Below are 15,856 nucleotides of genomic sequence, written 5' to 3'. Positions count from 1 at the left end.
GTCGACGCGACGGAAAGGGCAATTCATTTCCAAGCCTTCGCGATATGCCTGCCACAAACGGCGGCTCGCCTCGGTCAACCAGTTCATCCATCCCACCTTTCCGCCTTTGCGGCGTTTGGTGGGGATAAAGTGCCTCAGCCAGTGGCAGAGTCAATATGCTATAAATTGGACGAAACCGGCTCATTTCTGCGCCTCCGCAGCCTGCCAGCCAAGCCCAAGCGCCTTCTCGACCGCAACGAAAGCGGTCGTCAGATCGGCCTGCGCACCCGCCGCCGCCATCGACAGTTGCAGCGCCTGCCGCTCCGACGTCAGTGCGTCGCTGCGACCGACTGTGCCGGCGGTCAAACGCTGGTTCTGCAACTGCACGGTGCGCTGTCCGCGCTGCTCGGCATCGACTGTGCGAGCAAAAGTAACGCGTTGCGCCCCGAACCGCGCCAGCGATCCCTCGGCATCCTGCAGCGCCGCCAACACCGTCCGCCGGTAGTTGGCTTCGGCTTCGGCATAGGCACCCTTGGCCGCATCGACCTGCCGTTCGGCACGTCCGCCATCGAACAGAGACCACTTCAGCCTGGGCAAGGCGATCCCGACGATGTTCGACGGATCGAGCACATCGCCGATGTTCTGCCCACCCAGCCCGAGAATGCCAAGGAAGCTGATCGTCGGAAATTTCGCGGCAACCTGCACGCCGACGTCCGCATTTGCCGCCGCAAGCTGACGCTCGGCCACACGGATGTCGGGTCTGCTGCGCAGCATCAGCGCAGGATCGCCGATGCTCACTTGCACTGGCGGCAGCGGCACCGGGGCAGGGGTCGCCAGCAACCCGTCAAGCGCTCCCGGCTCCTTGCCCGTCAGCACTGCGAGCTGATCGGTGAGCACGACGATCTCAGCGCCTGTTTTGGCTAGGTCCGCCTCGCTTGCAAAAGCCTGCGCCTCGGCAGCGTTAAGCGGCTGCGCAGGCGCCGTGCCTGCTCCAAGTCGTTCGCGCGCCAAACCCACCAGAGCACGGTCGATCGCCACCTGGCGCTGCTGCAATCCTTGCATTGCCTGCCGCGCGCGCAAACCGACATAGGCGCGCGCAATTTCGGCCGACAGCGTCACCCGCGCGTCGGCCACCCCGGCCTCGGCCGCCTCGGCGCGCGCTGAGGCGGCCTCGACCTTTCGCCGCGTCCCGCCGAACAGGTCGATCTCCCAACCCGCGTCGAACCCCAGGTTGTAGGCGTTGATTTCGTCGCGCCCGCTTCCGTTGCCGACGATATTGCCAGGCACATTGATGTAGGGTGCAGAAAACGACGTGCCCAAGGTCGGCAGCACCGCCGTCTTGTTCGCCGCCAAAGACGCCCGCGATTGCGCCACGCGCGCGTTGGCCGCAGCCAGCGTCGGCGAATCCGCCAGCGCCGCCTCGACCAGCTGGTTTAGCACCGCATCGTTCAGGCTCTCCCACCAGCGTGCTGCAGGTGCCTGCACCAGCGCATCGCCGCCGCGCAGGAAGCCCCCGCGTACGACCGCCTGTGGTGCGCTCTGCGGCGCTCCGGCATAGTCCGGCCCCACCGTAGTGCAGCCCGAAAGCAGCGCGGCCACAGCCAGACTCAGCGACGCGGGACGGATCGATCGAATTGCAGTCATCAGTGCGCAGCCTTCGCGTGATAGCCCTTGGGAAGCGGGCGCAGGAGCAGGACCAGCGGTGCGACGACCAGCAAGGCAATCGTCAGCGCCATGAAATCGTCGTTGAACGCCATGACCAGCGCATCGCGCAGGACCATACCGTCGAGCGAGCGCATCGCCATGGCGAGGCCATCAGGCCCGCCGCCCGAGGTCATCACCTGCTGGCTGACCCAGTCCTGCAGACCCACATCGTTCGCACCAAGCGCGCTGTGGATCGTCCAGCGATGGAACTCCCAGCGTTCATCCTGCAGCGTGGCCAGCAATGCCAACCCGACCGAACCACCCAGGTTTCGCCCGGCGTTGAACAGGCCGGCGGCATCGCTCGCTTCCTCGATGGAAACCGAACTGATCGCCGCCTGATTGAGGAACATCATGCAGAACACGGTGCCAAGGCCGCGCAGCAACTGCGAAATCACGAAATCTTCGCCCCGCGACTGGGCGGTCAGCGCCACATCGAGATAGCAGCCTGCGGCAAGCAAAAGCACGCCAGCACCCACGATCAGCCGCAGGTCCACACGTGCGATCATAAGCGGGAACAGCGGCATCATCAGCAGCGCGGGAATGCCCGACAGGAAGACGACCTTGCCCGCCTGCATCGCGTTGTAGTCGCCAATTGCGGCCAGAAACTGCGGGATCACGTAGGCAGTACCAAACATCACTGCGCCGAGCACCAGGGACAGGCCGAACACTGCGGCAAAAGCCCGGTTGCGCAACAGCGCCAGTTTGACCACCGGGCGGCTTGCAAAGATCTGGCCCAGCCCGATCATCACGAACCCGACCGCAGCGACGAGCGCCAGCTTCCAGATCAGCGCGGATTCGAACCACTGTTCGCGGTGCCCTTCCTCCAGAAACACGGTCACGCCGCCAAGTCCCAGCGCCATGCCGATCACGCCCAGCCAGTCGGCATTGACCAGCTCGTCCAGTTTCATCCGGCCCTTGGGCAGGCCGACCAGCAGCAGAACGACAAGGATCATGCCGATCGGCACGTTCACGAAAAACGCGTAGTGCCAGCTGAAATTCTCGGTCAGCCATCCGCCGACCAACGGCCCCAGCACCGGCCCCATGATCACCGTCGAACCGAATAGTGCCGTGCCGATCGGCTGTTGCGACTTGGGCAACCGTGTCGCGATGATCGTCAGCGCGGTCGGGATCATTGCCCCGCCGGTAAGCCCTTGACCAACCCGGCCCAAAATCATCATCGTCAGCGATGTCGACAGGCCGCACACCACCGAGAACCCGGTGAACAGGATCGCTGCCATCAGCAGGAAACGCCGCAGCCCGAACACGCGCTCCAGCCAACCGGTCAGCGGGATGATGATGATCTCGGCCACCAGATAGGCGGTCGCGATCCACGTTCCCTCGCTCGCCGATGCGCCGATTTCACCCTGGATCGTGGGCAGCGAGGCATTGACGATGGAAATGTCGAGCGTCGCCATCAGCGACCCGATCGCACCTGCCGCAACGCCCAGCCACGCTGTCAAATCAGCCTTCTCCGGCTGCGCCGGGGGCGGGGGCAAACCCGCTCCGTCGATGGCGGCAGCGTCGCTCACTTGGTCACCGCTTCCTGTTCCTTGCGGATCGCATCGACAGCCGACTTGGCCGACCGCGTGTCGACATCGACATGCAGCGACAGGCCCGGAACCAGCACCTTGCGCGATTCAGGACCGGCGTTGATGCGGATGCGCACCGGCACCCGCTGCACGATCTTGGTGAAGTTGCCCGTCGCGTTCTGCGGCGGGATCAGCGAGAAATTGGCACCTGTGCCCGGTGTGATGCTCTCGACAACGCCGTGGAATTCCACATCAGGCAGTGCATCGGCCTTGATCGTCACCGGCTGTCCGGCGCGCATCAACCCGATCTGCGTTTCCTTGAAGTTCGCCTCGACATAAAGCGCCTGCGTCGGGACGATGGTCATCAGCCGCTGCCCGGGCTGGACGAACTGTCCGACGCGAACGGTCGAATTGCCGAGCCGGCCCGCTGCGGGTGCGACGATCCTGGTAGTACCCAGATCGTTATTGGCCGCATCGCGCTGTGCCTGAGCCGCGCGGATCTGCGCGGTCGACTGGCCGACTTGCGCCCGCGTCGTCGCCACGCGGTCGTTCGCCGCTGCGAGCCCCGCCTGCTTGGCGCTGACATCAGCCGCCGCTTTGTCACGGTTGGCGATCAGTTGGTCGAGAGCCTGCTTTGGCTCCGCACCACTCGCGACCAGCGGGCGAAACCGCGCAACCTCGCCGTTGAGGTAGGCCAGTTCGCGTTGGCTCGCCTGCAACGCTGCGCTCGCCTGGCCAACGTCCGATCGTGCTTCCTCGATCGATGCCACCGTCGCCGCCTCGGTTGCGCGTGCAACTTCGACCTGCGCCGACGCCTGCGCCAGCCGCGTCGAAAAGTCGGATGGATCGATCTGCACGAGCAGCGCGCCCTGCGCGACCGACTGGTTCTCGCTCACCGGCACTGCGCGAACATAGCCCGCAAGTTTGGAACTCACCGTGATGCTGTCCGCCTTTACATAGGCGTCGTTGGTATCCTGAAAGTACCGTCCCACGGTTTCGTATTGGTACAGCGTCCAGCCACCATAAAGCGCACCTACCGCCAGCGCACCCACCGCGATGCGACCGATCAACTTCTTGCGACCTTCGTTCGGTCCGGCGGGCGAGGGGGAATCGGTAACGCTGGCCATCATTCATCCATTCGCGACAATAATTGAACGAAATCGTTTCGTTGCAGATCGCCACTTGGTTTCACGCAGGGCCTTTGGCAAGTGCGGATTTTGGTCATCGCCTTGCAAAAAGTGCATTTGCTTGGTCAGAAGCACAGAAAATCAGCACGTTAGCATTCTGAAAAAGGCAGATCTACGCCAAACGGTTCATGGCCCGCCTCAGGCTGGTTTGGTTCTATTGATCGACTTGCTCAATCAATGCGGCCACAAATGCTCATTGGAAAAATCGCATGGCATGGCCTACTTCGGGATCACACCAGTTTCCCAACCGACCAATCAGAAGGATTTGAACGCAATGTCGATCGTCGGAACCAAGCTCCAGCCGTTCCAGGCAACCGCCTATCATCAGGGCAAGTTCGTCGACGTCAGCGACAGCGATGTCGTGGGCAAGTGGGGCGTATTCTTCTTCTACCCTGCCGATTTCACGTTTGTCTGCCCAACCGAACTCGAAGACCTCGCCAACATCTATGAGGAACTTCAGGGCCTCGGCGTGGAAGTCTACTCAGTGTCGACCGACACCCACTTCAGCCACAAGGCATGGCACGACAGCTCGCCTGCCGTCGGCAAGATCAACTACTTCATGCTGGGTGACCAGAACCACACGATCTCGAACAACTTCGGTATCCTGCGCGAAGGCGTTGGACTTGCCGATCGTGGTACGTTCGTGACCGATCCCGATGGCACGATCCAGCTCGTCGAGATCACGCCTGAGGGCGTGGGCCGCAACGCTGCCGAGCTGCTGCGCAAGATCAAGGCTGCCAAGTACTGGCGTGAGAACCCGGGCCAGGTTTGCCCGGCCAAGTGGGAAGAAGGCGGCGAAACGCTGGCTCCTTCGTTCGACCTCGTCGGCAAGATCTGATCCCTACGGCTGGGGCGTCCCGCGGGACCCCCGGCCGACTTCCCCGGACCGGGCAGTGCCGCAATCGGGCTGCCCGCCGGTTCTCCGAAATGACATCGAAATACGATCCCCGCGCGCCGACCACACGGTGACGCGCGGCGTCGATCGCCCGAAAGGTTGACCTGCCATGCCCGTTCTCGACGCCAACGCAACCGCCCAGCTCAAGGCCTATCTCGGCAACCTGCGCCGCCCGATCGAACTGGTCGGAACGCTGGATGACAGCCCGAAGTCGGCCGAAACGCGCGCGCTACTCGACGAGATCGCTGTGCTCTCGGACAAGGTTACCGCCCGCTTCGACGGCACCGATGAACGCGTGCCCAGCTTCGTCATCCGTGCGGAAGGCGGCGCATCGCAAACCACATTCGCGGGGCTGCCGATGGGCCACGAATTCACCTCGCTTGTCCTCGCGCTGCTCCATGTTGGCGGTCACCCGCCCAAGGAAGACGCCGATCTGCTCGATCAGGTGCGCAGCCTGGAAGGCCCGCTGCACTTCGAAACGTTCTTCTCGGTAACCTGCCAGAGCTGCCCCGAAGTGGTTCAGGCGCTCAACATCATGGCTGCGCTCAATCCCAACATCAGCCACGTCGCGATCGACGGTGCGCTGTTCAAGGACGAGGTCGAGCGCCGCCAGGTCATGGCCGTGCCCGCTGTGTTTCTAAACGGCCAGTCGTTCGGCGCAGGCCGCATGGATCTGGCGCAGATCGTCGCCAAGCTCGATACCAACGCCGCCTCGCGCGCTGCTGAAAAAATCGCCGCCAAGGAGCCGTTCGAAGTGCTGATCGTCGGCGGTGGCCCCGCAGGCGCTGCGGCTGCCATCTACGCGGCGCGCAAGGGGATCCGCACCGGCGTCCTCGCTGAACGCTTTGGCGGGCAGGTCCTCGACACCATGGGCATCGAGAACTTCATCTCGGTCCAGTACACCGAAGGCCCCAAGCTGGCCGCGCAACTCGAAAGCCACGTCAAGGAATACGAAGTCGATATCATGAACCTGCAGACGGCCACCGCGCTGGTGCCGGCAGGCGCTGACGGCCTCCATGAAATCCGCCTCGAAAATGGTGCGAGCGTCAAGTCGAAGACTGTCATCCTCTCGACCGGAGCACGCTGGCGGCAGATGGGCGCTCCGGGCGAAGACGAATACCGCAACAAAGGCGTCGCCTACTGCCCGCACTGCGATGGCCCGCTGTTCAAGGGCAAGCGCACGGCGGTAATCGGTGGCGGTAACTCGGGCGTCGAGGCGGCGATCGACCTTGCCGGCATCGTAGCGCACGTCACGCTGATCGAATTCGACAACCAGTTACGCGCCGACGCCGTGCTGCAGAACAAGCTGCGTTCGATGCCCAACGTCACGATCATCACCTCGGCGCTCACCACCCAAGTGCTGGGCGATGGCGCGAAAGTCACCGGCTTGATCTACAAGGACCGCGAAACCGACGCGACGCATACCGTCGAGCTCGAAGGCATCTTCGTCCAGATCGGCCTCGTGCCCAACACCGAATGGCTCAAGGGCACCATCGACCTCAGCCCGCGCGGCGAAATTGAGGTCGATGCACGCGGCGCCACCAGTATTCCCGGTGTGTTCGCGGCAGGCGATGTCACCACGGTGCCATACAAGCAGATCGTCATTGCGATGGGCGAGGGTTCGAAAGCAGGCCTGTCCGCGTTCGATTACCTGATCCGCCAGGGTTAACCCACCGAGAGGCTGCCCCCCTCAGCCTTTCGGGTCGCAGGGCGGCGGCGTGGCACGGATCTGCCACGCCGCCGCTTTTGCCGATTCAGGGCAGGGGCGGTGACAAGGCCGGGGAAACACGACCACCCGAGCTTGCTCCTCGCCACGCCCACGCTAAGAGCGCAAGCGTGAGCGCAACTATCGTCATCGGTGCCGACCGGTCCGGCGCCCCTGTCAGGATCGACGTCGAGGAACTGCTTGCCACCCGCCTGCTCGTGCAGGGCAACAGCGGGTCGGGCAAGTCGCACCTGTTGCGCCGCCTGCTCGAGGAAAGCGCAGGCATCGTCCAGCAGGTCGTTATCGATCCCGAGGGCGATTTCGTCACGCTCGCCGATGTCTTCGGCCACGTCGTGGTCGACGGCTCGGCTTACGATGGCCCCGAAATTGTCCGGCTCGCCGCGCGTATCCGCAAGCACCGCGCCTCGGTCATCCTCACGCTCGACGGGCTCGAACTTGAAGCCCAGATGCGTTGCGCTGCTGTGTTCCTCAACACCCTGTTCGATGCCCCGCGCGATGAATGGTATCCCGCATTGGTCGTGGTCGACGAAGCGCAGATGTTCGCACCCGCTGCCGCCGGAGACGTCTCGGACGAAGTGCGCCGCCTCAGCCTCTCGGCCATGACCAACCTGATGTGTCGCGGCCGCAAGCGTGGGCTGGCAGGCGTCATCGCCACGCAACGCTTGGCCAAGCTCGCCAAGAACGTCGCCGCCGAAGCATCCAACTTCCTGATGGGCCGCACCTTCCTCGATATCGACATGGCCCGCGCCGCAGACCTGCTCGGCATGGAGCGCAAGCAGGCCGAACAGATCCGCGATCTGGAACGAGGCCATTTTCTCGGCCTCGGCCCCGCGATCGCCCGCCGCCCGGTCGGCGTGCGCATCGCCGATGTCCGCACCACCGCGCGCAACGTGATTCACGGCCTCATGCCGCTCCCGCAGGCGGGTGGCGCAGAGATGGAGTCACTGCTGCACGATGACCCCCGCGAGCCCGAAGCGCCCCGACGCGAGCCGGAACTCGCGCCCGTCGAAGCGGTCGAGTTGCTCGACCAGATCGAAGGCTTCGTACCCGCAGGCGAGGACGTCGAACCGCCCGTCGCGCCCAGCCTGTTTGCGGCTGAGGAAACCGCTGCCGATGTTGCAGCCGTCCTGATCGACATGGCGGCAGAGCCGGACTGCACGTTCCAGCCCGCAGCACAGCTTTACCAGGACTTCACAGTGCGCTGTCGGATGCTGCGCATCCTGCCCGGTTTTGATCTCAATACTTTCCGCCGCCGCTTCGCCATGGCTGTCGCGGGAATGCCCGACGACCGCGAGCCGCGCTGGCAGGACCTGTTCGCGCTTGCCAAGGACGTTCCCGACGATCTGCTTGCGCCGTTTCTGACGCTCGCCCGCGCCGCTGTCGAAGGTGCAGCCTGCCCAGATGACGAAACGCTTGCCGTCATCTATGGAACCCGCTCATCCGGGCGGATCAGGCGGCTGCTCGAACATCTCGAAAAGAGCAACCTGATCGTCGTGCGCACCGATTACGGCGGCCGCCGCTCGATCGGCATCCCTGCGCTCGGATTAACTACCGCGCCGGTCGAGGCCTGAATCGGCAAAGCTCGATTGTCCGAGAGCTTCAATAGCAGCATCCGCCGCAATTCCGGTCCTCGACCAGTGAACATTTCCGTAAAACAGCCACGTTTTGAAACACCGCACTGCACAAACACTTTGCAGATTATGGTATGGCTACCTAATGACCGGACGTGCGCTCGCTGGCGTCAGTTTTCCAGTCGAAAGGATTGCCCGTGGCCGTGGCTGAAATAACCCGCCAGTCCGTCGTTCCGGATCTCGATCTCGATGGTATCGATGCCGTGCTCGGCCTGCATATCGGCACCGTCAACACACTGTTCGTGACGCGGCTCGAACGCCATCTCGACGCGCTCAGCGTCACGCCCAAGCAGGTGGCGATACTCTGGCTGATCAACGCCAACCCCGGCATCAAGCAGACAGACCTGTCCAAGTTCTTTCAGATCGAACGCCCTACGGTCCACCAGTTCGTGCGCCAGTTGCTCAAGAACGGCTTCGCGGTCAACGAACCGTCCAAGCTCGATCGTCGGGCAGGGGGCCTGTGGTTGACCGACAGCGGCCGCGAAACGCTCGCCAAGGCGCGCACCGCGATCTCCGAGCACGAGGAAAAGCTGACCGCCACCCTCACGGCTCGCGAAAAGAGCGAACTATATCGCATCCTGATGAAGCTATACCTCCTGGCACCCGCAAAGGACTGAATATTCAGGGGCGCGAAAGCAGAATTGTGGCATAAGCGTGGGATGATCAAACAAACCCGCCTTATCAATCGTCTCGCCGTCCTTCCGATAGCCGCGCTGGCGCTTGTCGGCGTCGGCTCCGCATTGGCGCAAAGCGCAGCAGGCGATCCCGTGCGCGGCAAGTCGGTATACGCCCGCTGCGCTGCCTGCCACGATCTCAACACCGGTGCCACGCGTCTCGGACCGTCGCTCAAGGGCGTTATGGGTCGTACCTCCGGCACAATGCCCAACTTCAACTACTCGCAGGCGATGAAGGACAAGGCCATTGTGTGGGACGCCACCAGCCTCGATGCCTATCTTGCCGCCCCGTCCAAGACGATCCCTGGCAACCGCATGGCGTTCCCTCCGCTCGCCAACCCGCAGGACCGTGCCGACCTGATCGCGTTTCTCCAGCAATCCGCCCGCTAACAAAAAGCCCCCTTCTTCAGAGCGGGGCGGTGGGGCGGTGCCGTCCCAGCTCTGAACAGCTAATTCTACCACCTGGGTTGACATTCTGCGCCAACCACCCTTTTCTACGCTTATGCTCTCGCAGAAGACGCGCTATACGATACGTGCCCTGCAGCACCTTGCCGACACCTGGGGCCAGGGTTCGGTTCGCCTCGATGCCATTGCCGAGGCGCAGAACATTCCGCGCAAGTTCCTCACTGTGATCCTCTCAGAAATGGCGCGCGAAGGCATCGTCATCTCGCACCGTGGCCGCGACGGCGGCTATGAACTTGCGCTGCCACCGGTCGATATCCGCTACGGCGACATCATCCGCCTCACGCGCGGCAGCCTCGCACTGGTCCCCTGCGCCAGCCGCAACGCACACGAACACTGCAACAATTGCCTGCCCGAAGTCGAATGCCGCCTGCGTGGCCTGATGCTCCAATTGCGCGACGATACAGCCGCGATTCTCGACCGGATCACGCTCGCCGATCCGATCGCCGTAGAGGCACCATTTGTCGAAGCGTAAAAGCGCACAACCTTCACTTGGCGTTCAGCAACCGGCTGGCTATAGGGTCGGCATGACCCTCTCCGCTTCTGTGCCTTCCGGCACGCGCCGCCCCATTCGCCTCGCCGTGCTTGCGGCCGCGACCGTCGCTATGGGCCTGACCGCAGGCTGTTCCGGGAGCAAGGGCAAGAAGGACGTTGCTTACGTCGCGCGCGATGTCGACACGCTCTACACCGCCGCCAAGGATCGCCTCGATCGCGGCGATTCCAAGCAGGCAGCGGCTCTGTTCGACGAAGTCGAACGCCAGCATCCTTACTCGCCATGGGCCCGCCGCGCCCAGTTGATGAGCGCGTTCAGCTACTACGCCGCACGCGATTATTCGAAGTCGGTCCAGTCGGCGCAGCGCTTCCTGTCGATCCATCCGGGCAACAAGGACGCACCTTACGCCTATTATCTGATCGCGCTGTGCTACTACGAACAGATCAGCGACGTCACGCGCGACCAGAAGATCACCCAGCAGGCGCTGACCGCGATGAACGAACTGGTCCGCCGCTACCCCAGCACCGATTACGCCGCTGACGCGCGCCTCAAGACCGACCTGATCAACGATCACCTTGCGGGCAAGGAGATGGAGATCGGCCGGATGTATCAGCGCAGCGGCAAATGGCTCGCCGCCTCGATGCGCTTCCGCACCGTGGCTGAAAAGTACCAGTCCACCAGTCACGCGCCCGAAGCGCTCTACCGCCTGGTCGAAAGCTACCTCACGCTCGGCATCCCGGTCGAAGCGCAGAAGACCGCAGCCGTCCTCGGGGCCAATTATCCCGGCAGCAAGTGGTACGAGCGTTCGTTCGACCTGATGAACAAGTACGCACCGGGCACGCAGGCGAGCTGACGCCCGGGCGGTATCGCCGCCCGGACGCTAACTTCACTGAACCCGGATCAGGCCGCTTCGTAAGTCCGCTCAGGCAATACAGCTTCGCCCACTGCTGTCAGAAACTGATCGGTCGCCCGGTCCCAGTTGTATGACGCCCCATGAACCGCCGCGCCGAGCCGGTCGCAGATAAGCGCCTTTTGGATCGCGATAGCCAGATCCTCGTCCAGCGCCCCGATCCGCATCGGCAAGTCGTCGCCAGCGCCACGGCCCTTCGCGCCGATCACATCGATCGGACCCGGCACGGGATAGGCCGCCACCGGCACGCCGCAAGCCAGCGCCTCGATCATCACCAGCCCGAACGTGTCAGTGCGGCTTGGAAACACCATCACGTCGGCCGAACAATAGGCGCGCGCCAACTCCTCGCCATGCAATGCACCCAGGAACCGCACTTGCGGATAGCGCGCCTTTAGCCGCACCAGATCCGGACCGTCACCGACCACGACTTTCGATCCCGGCACGTCGGCATCGAGGAAAGCGGCCAGATTCTTCTCCACCGCAACCCGACCCACGTTGAGCAGCACCGGTCCCGGCAGCACCGCCATCTGGGGCAGGGGTGCATGACCCGGTCTGAACAGCTCGCGATCGATGCCGCGCGTCCATAGCCGGGTGTGCGCGATGCCCTGACGCGCCAGCTCGTCCGCCAGCGTCGGCGTCGAAACCAGCACCGCGCGGCTGCTCTTGTGGAACCGGCGCATCACCGGCCAGAAGTGCTCAGGCTTCAGCCCTGTCCGGGCCGCCGCGTACTCGGGAAAACGCGTGTGGAACGCGCTCGTGAAGGGCACGCCACTGGCCTTGCACCATCCACGCGCAGACCAACCGATCGGGCCTTCGGTAGCAATGTGCACGATGTCAGGCGCGAAGTCGCCGAGCGTACGTCGCGTCCCGAAGCGTGGCGCCATGGCCAGGCGAATCTCGCCGTAGCCCGGCAGCGGCATCGTCATGAACTGCTCCGGCGTGACAAGCTCGACCTCATGCCCGCGCGCCAGCAGCCGCTCGACTGTCGCGGCCAGCGTCCGTACTACGCCGTTGACTTGTGGAGCCCAGGCGTCGGTGCAAATCGCGATTCTCATGCCGGTTCCTCCTCAAGCACCGGGATCGGCGCAAGCCGCGCCTTGACTGCCGCTGCACGGCGCGTTTCCTCGGCCCAATCAAGGATCGCCATCGAACCGTCGCGCTCCTCGATCAACGCCGTGCAGCTTTCGACCCAGTCGCCGTCGTTGTAATAGGTCACGTCGCCGATCTGGCGGATTTCGGCGCAATGGATGTGCCCGCAGACCACCCCATCCACGCCCATGTCGCGGGCCGCGTGAGCCACCGCTTCCTCGTAATCACAGACGAACTGCACTGCGTTCTTGACCTTCTTTTTAAGGAAGGCCGACAGCGACCAGTAAGGCAGCTTCATCATCCGCCTCGCGACATTGAACCATCCGTTCGCGCGCAGCAGCAGCGAATAGGCCTTGTCGCCGGCAAACGCCAACCACCGGGCGTAAAGCACGACGCCATCGAACCCGTCGCCATGCGTCACCAGCAACCGCCGCCCATCGGCCGTTGTGTGGATCGCCTCGAGCGCCAGTTCGACCCCGCCGAACTCCATCCCGGCGTAGGGCCGCAGCATCTCATCATGATTGCCCGCGATCAGCACCACCCGAGTCCCCCGGTGCGCCATCTTGAGCACGCGGCGGACCACTTCGTTGTGCTCGTCGGGCCAGTACCAGCCTTTGCGCAGCCGCCACCCGTCGACGATGTCGCCGACCAGATAGAGCGTTTCGCATTCGATCGAGGCGAGGAAGTCGAGCAGCAGCGCCGCATTGCAGCCGCGCGTGCCCAGATGGACGTCGGAAATCCACACTGTGCGCACTTTGCGTTTGGGCCGGAAGCCGCGTGGCTCAGGCATATCCAGCCATGACGGGATCGAAGCAAACAGGTCCTGTGAGGACTTGAACGGGACCTTCCCGTCCGATTTCGCGCGAAAAGCCATGAAGCGCATCCTTGTTCCAGAGGATGCCCGAATGGCGGATTTGCGTTGCGCGCTTATGGCACCCTGTCACGCCGCTGAAACAAGTGGTGAACAGCAGGTGACGAGCCGCCCGCAAGCCGCTAGAGAATCGGGTGATGCTGACCAGCCTGTCGATCCGCAACGTCGTGCTCATCGAAGCGCTGGACCTCGCGTTCTCCGGCGGCCTCGGGGTGCTGACCGGTGAAACCGGCGCGGGCAAGTCGATCCTGCTCGATGCGCTGGGCTTGGTGCTAGGCGATCGCGCCGACAGCGGCCTGGTGCGCGGGGGTGAGGATCAGGCCAGCGTCACCGCCACGTTCGAATTCGATTCCCTGCCCGTCCCCATCCGCACCGCGCTGTCCGATGCCGAAATCGATGTCGAGCCGGGCGAGGCGCTGATCGTCAAGCGGCGCCTCAAGGCCGATGGCGGGTCGAAGGCGTTCATCAACGACCAGCCAGTCGGCGTCGCACTGCTACGCGAGCTCGCGCGCAGCCTCGTCGAACTCCACGGCCAGCACGACGATCGCGGCCTCGTCAACGCACGCGGCCACCGCGCCCTGCTTGATCGCTACGCTGGGGCGGACGTGGCCGGCGTTGAGCAGGCTTGGCAGCGTTGGCGCAAAGCCGAGGACGCGCTTGCCACCGCCCGCGCCGCGGTGGCCAAGGCCTCGGCCGATCAGGACCTGCTGCTCGCCCACCTGACCGAATTGACCGCCCTCGAACCCGTCCACGGCGAGGAAGACGACCTCGCCGGACAGCGCGCCGACATGCAGAAAGGCGAACGGCTTTCGGGCGATCTCGTCGAACTCCAGCGCCTGTGGGAAGGCTCCGACTCCGCGCTCGCCACTTTGCGTAGCGCTGCTCGCCGCCTCGATCGCATCGCCACCGAGCACCCGATGCTCGCCGAAGCCTTGGAAGCACTCGACCGCGCGGTGATCGAGGCGGGCGAGGCCGAGGACAAGCTGGCCCGCGCCGCCGAACTGCTCGCGCACGATCCGGCCATGCTCGACCGCATCGAAACCCGCCTGTTCGAACTGCGCGCCGCCGCCCGCAAGCACAACTGCAGCGTCGACGATCTCCCGCACAAGATGCACGACATGCGCGCCGCGCTCGACGCCATCGAAGGCGGCGAAGCCCAGATCGGCGCGCTCGAACGCACCGCGCGTGACGCCGCGCTCGATTATCAGGCCAAGGCCGAGACGCTCTCGGTCACCCGCGCCGAAGCCGCGCGGCGCCTCGACAAGGCCGTGGCCGCCGAACTAGCCCCGCTCAAACTCGATTCGGCCAAGTTCCACACCGCCGTCCTGCGTCTGCCCGAAGATCGCTGGGGTGCAGGCGGTATCGACGCGGTCGAATTCCTCATTTCGACCAACCCGGGCGCCGAATTCGCGCCGCTCGGCAAGATCGCCTCGGGCGGCGAACTCTCGCGCTTCATTCTCGCGCTCAAGGTCGCTCTGGCCGAGGAGGGCGGGGCGGCCACGATCATCTTCGACGAGATCGACCGCGGCGTCGGCGGCGCAGTCGCCAGCGCCATCGGCGAACGCCTCGCGCGTCTCGCCAGCAACGGTCAGCTCCTCGCCGTCACCCACAGCCCGCAAGTCGCCGCACGGGGTGACCGCCACTACATGATCGCCAAATCCTCGCACGGCACCGTCACGCGCACCTCGGTCGCGTTGCTCGACGTACCATCGCGCAAGGAGGAAATCGCGCGCATGCTCTCGGGCTCCGAAGTCACCGCCGAAGCCCGCGCGCAAGCCGATCGTCTGCTGGAACAGGCATGATACTACAGCGCCGCACCTTCATCGGCAGCGCCGCCGCGACGTTGCTGCTCACCCGCAAAGGTTTCGCCATGGAAGAAATCGACCCCAACCAGGTCTACGCCATCATCGGCCAGATGCTGTCAGCCCCCGGCAAGCGCGACGAACTGATCGGCTATCTCTCTGAAGGTAGCGCCCAGATGCCCGGCAACCTCGCCTACGACGTCTGGCGCGACAAGGCGGACGAAAACTCCATCTGGATCACCGAAGTCTGGAAAGACGAAGCCTCGCACAAGGCCAGTTTGGGCCTGCCACAAGTCCAGGAAGCCATCCGCAAGGCCCGCCCGATCATCGCCGGGTTCGGGGCAAGGGCTGAGGTTGAGCGTTGAACAATCACCACCCCCCAACCCCCTCCTCTGAAGAGGAGGGGGAGCAGTCACTTAGAGCCCCCTCTTCTTTAGAGGAGGGGGTTGGGGGTGGTGTTGTCCCACAAAGCAACGCTCGGATTTCTCGTCGCCAAACCATGCTCACCCGTGCCAAAAATATGCGCCGCGAGCCGACAGAGCCGGAACGTCGCATGTGGATGGCTCTGCGCGACAGCCGACTGGGCGGACACAAATTCCGCCGCCAAACGGTTATAGAGCACCGCATCGCCGACTTCTTCTGCCCCGCAAAGGGCCTGATCGTCGAAATTGATGGCGAAACCCACGACCGTGAGCGCGACCAAATCAGGGACGCAAGCCTCGAAAGACGCACAGGTTTTCACACAGTCCGCTTCACCAATCACGAAATCATGACCAATCTGGAGGGCGTGCAAACAGCCTTGCTGCTTGCGTTGCAGGCGCAGGCGGATCGTTGGGCGCGGGCTGGCACCACCACCCCCCAACCCCCTCCTCTGAAGAGGAGGGGGAGTTGAAGATCACCGAAG

Annotated in this window: 16 protein-coding genes; 11 read left to right on the top strand and 5 right to left on the bottom strand. The window is 64.0% G+C overall.

Annotated features, from left to right (window positions below):
• Window positions 1-180: 180 nt before the first annotated feature.
• From GGQ88_RS07825 to GGQ88_RS07815, 3 genes are read right to left on the bottom strand one after another with little or no spacing between them, the layout of a single operon-like run.
• Entirely contained in the window at window positions 181-1,623 is a 1,443-nt protein-coding gene (locus tag GGQ88_RS07825) for an efflux transporter outer membrane subunit (RefSeq protein ID WP_183612596.1), read from the bottom strand.
• Window positions 1,623-3,212 carry a DHA2 family efflux MFS transporter permease subunit gene (locus GGQ88_RS07820; protein WP_343057121.1) on the bottom strand — a complete coding sequence of 530 codons (1,590 nt, stop codon included), beginning with the start codon at window positions 3,210-3,212 and terminating at the stop codon, window positions 1,623-1,625. Before GGQ88_RS07820 ends, GGQ88_RS07825 begins: the two co-directional genes overlap by 1 nt.
• Window positions 3,209-4,342 (bottom strand): HlyD family secretion protein, encoded by a 1,134-nt coding sequence (locus GGQ88_RS07815; RefSeq protein WP_183612595.1) that lies wholly within the window; start codon window positions 4,340-4,342, stop codon window positions 3,209-3,211. The genes GGQ88_RS07820 and GGQ88_RS07815 overlap by 4 nt, the downstream gene beginning before the upstream one ends.
• A gap of 20 nt (window positions 4,343-4,362) precedes the next feature.
• Between GGQ88_RS07815 and GGQ88_RS07810 the strand changes: the two genes are divergently transcribed.
• The 8 genes from GGQ88_RS07810 to GGQ88_RS07775 all read left to right on the top strand — a co-directional run bounded on the left by GGQ88_RS07810 (window position 4,363) and on the right by GGQ88_RS07775 (window position 11,133).
• Window positions 4,363-4,500: a hypothetical protein gene (locus GGQ88_RS07810; RefSeq protein WP_183612594.1), complete on the top strand. Its 138-nt coding sequence runs from the start codon at window positions 4,363-4,365 to the stop codon at window positions 4,498-4,500.
• Window positions 4,501-4,673: 173 nt separating this feature from the next.
• Window positions 4,674-5,237 (top strand): alkyl hydroperoxide reductase subunit C, encoded by a 564-nt coding sequence (gene ahpC / locus GGQ88_RS07805; RefSeq protein ID WP_183612593.1) that lies wholly within the window; start codon window positions 4,674-4,676, stop codon window positions 5,235-5,237.
• 166 nt (window positions 5,238-5,403) lie between these two features.
• The gene (gene ahpF, locus GGQ88_RS07800; protein ID WP_183612592.1) at window positions 5,404-6,963 is read left to right on the top strand and encodes an alkyl hydroperoxide reductase subunit F; all 1,560 of its coding nucleotides are present in this window, start codon (window positions 5,404-5,406) and stop codon (window positions 6,961-6,963) included.
• 167 nt (window positions 6,964-7,130) lie between these two features.
• Entirely contained in the window at window positions 7,131-8,591 is a 1,461-nt protein-coding gene (locus GGQ88_RS07795) for a helicase HerA domain-containing protein (protein ID WP_183612591.1), read from the top strand.
• Between the two features lie 203 nt (window positions 8,592-8,794).
• Entirely contained in the window at window positions 8,795-9,268 is a 474-nt protein-coding gene (locus GGQ88_RS07790; protein ID WP_183612590.1) for a MarR family transcriptional regulator, read from the top strand.
• A gap of 42 nt (window positions 9,269-9,310) precedes the next feature.
• Window positions 9,311-9,715, top strand: coding sequence for a c-type cytochrome (locus tag GGQ88_RS07785; protein ID WP_183612589.1), 405 nt, complete (start codon window positions 9,311-9,313; stop codon window positions 9,713-9,715).
• Window positions 9,716-9,827: 112 nt separating this feature from the next.
• Window positions 9,828-10,262, top strand: coding sequence for an RrF2 family transcriptional regulator (locus GGQ88_RS07780; RefSeq protein WP_183612588.1), 435 nt, complete (start codon window positions 9,828-9,830; stop codon window positions 10,260-10,262).
• Window positions 10,263-10,314: 52 nt separating this feature from the next.
• A complete protein-coding gene (locus tag GGQ88_RS07775) occupies window positions 10,315-11,133 on the top strand; it encodes an outer membrane protein assembly factor BamD (protein WP_183612587.1) in 819 nt (272 codons plus the stop codon).
• A 47-nt stretch (window positions 11,134-11,180) separates the two neighbouring features.
• On the opposite strand, the gene GGQ88_RS07770 is transcribed toward GGQ88_RS07775, so the two are convergent.
• A complete protein-coding gene (locus GGQ88_RS07770; RefSeq protein ID WP_183612586.1) occupies window positions 11,181-12,245 on the bottom strand; it encodes a glycosyltransferase family 4 protein in 1,065 nt (354 codons plus the stop codon).
• Entirely contained in the window at window positions 12,242-13,069 is an 828-nt protein-coding gene (locus GGQ88_RS07765; RefSeq protein WP_246385724.1) for a UDP-2,3-diacylglucosamine diphosphatase, read from the bottom strand. The genes GGQ88_RS07770 and GGQ88_RS07765 overlap by 4 nt, the downstream gene beginning before the upstream one ends.
• 218 nt (window positions 13,070-13,287) lie before the next feature.
• On the opposite strand from GGQ88_RS07765, the gene recN reads away from it, so the two are divergent.
• The 3 genes from recN (at window position 13,288) to GGQ88_RS07750 (ending at window position 15,844) form a co-directional block, all read left to right on the top strand.
• Entirely contained in the window at window positions 13,288-14,952 is a 1,665-nt protein-coding gene (gene recN, locus GGQ88_RS07760) for a DNA repair protein RecN (protein WP_183612904.1), read from the top strand.
• Complete coding sequence (locus GGQ88_RS07755) at window positions 14,949-15,317, top strand: putative quinol monooxygenase (protein WP_183612584.1); 369 nt, start codon at window positions 14,949-14,951, stop codon at window positions 15,315-15,317. The genes recN and GGQ88_RS07755 overlap by 4 nt, the downstream gene beginning before the upstream one ends.
• A gap of 134 nt (window positions 15,318-15,451) precedes the next feature.
• Window positions 15,452-15,844, top strand: a complete 393-nt coding sequence (locus tag GGQ88_RS07750; RefSeq protein ID WP_183612583.1) for an endonuclease domain-containing protein — start codon at window positions 15,452-15,454, stop codon at window positions 15,842-15,844.
• Window positions 15,845-15,856: the final 12 nt, after the last annotated feature.

It is taken from the genome of Novosphingobium hassiacum, from assembly GCF_014196055.1.
Taxonomy (GTDB): domain Bacteria; phylum Pseudomonadota; class Alphaproteobacteria; order Sphingomonadales; family Sphingomonadaceae; genus Novosphingobium; species Novosphingobium hassiacum.
Note: the sequence above shows the minus strand (reverse complement) of the source record. Positions and strands in the feature narration are given on the sequence as shown.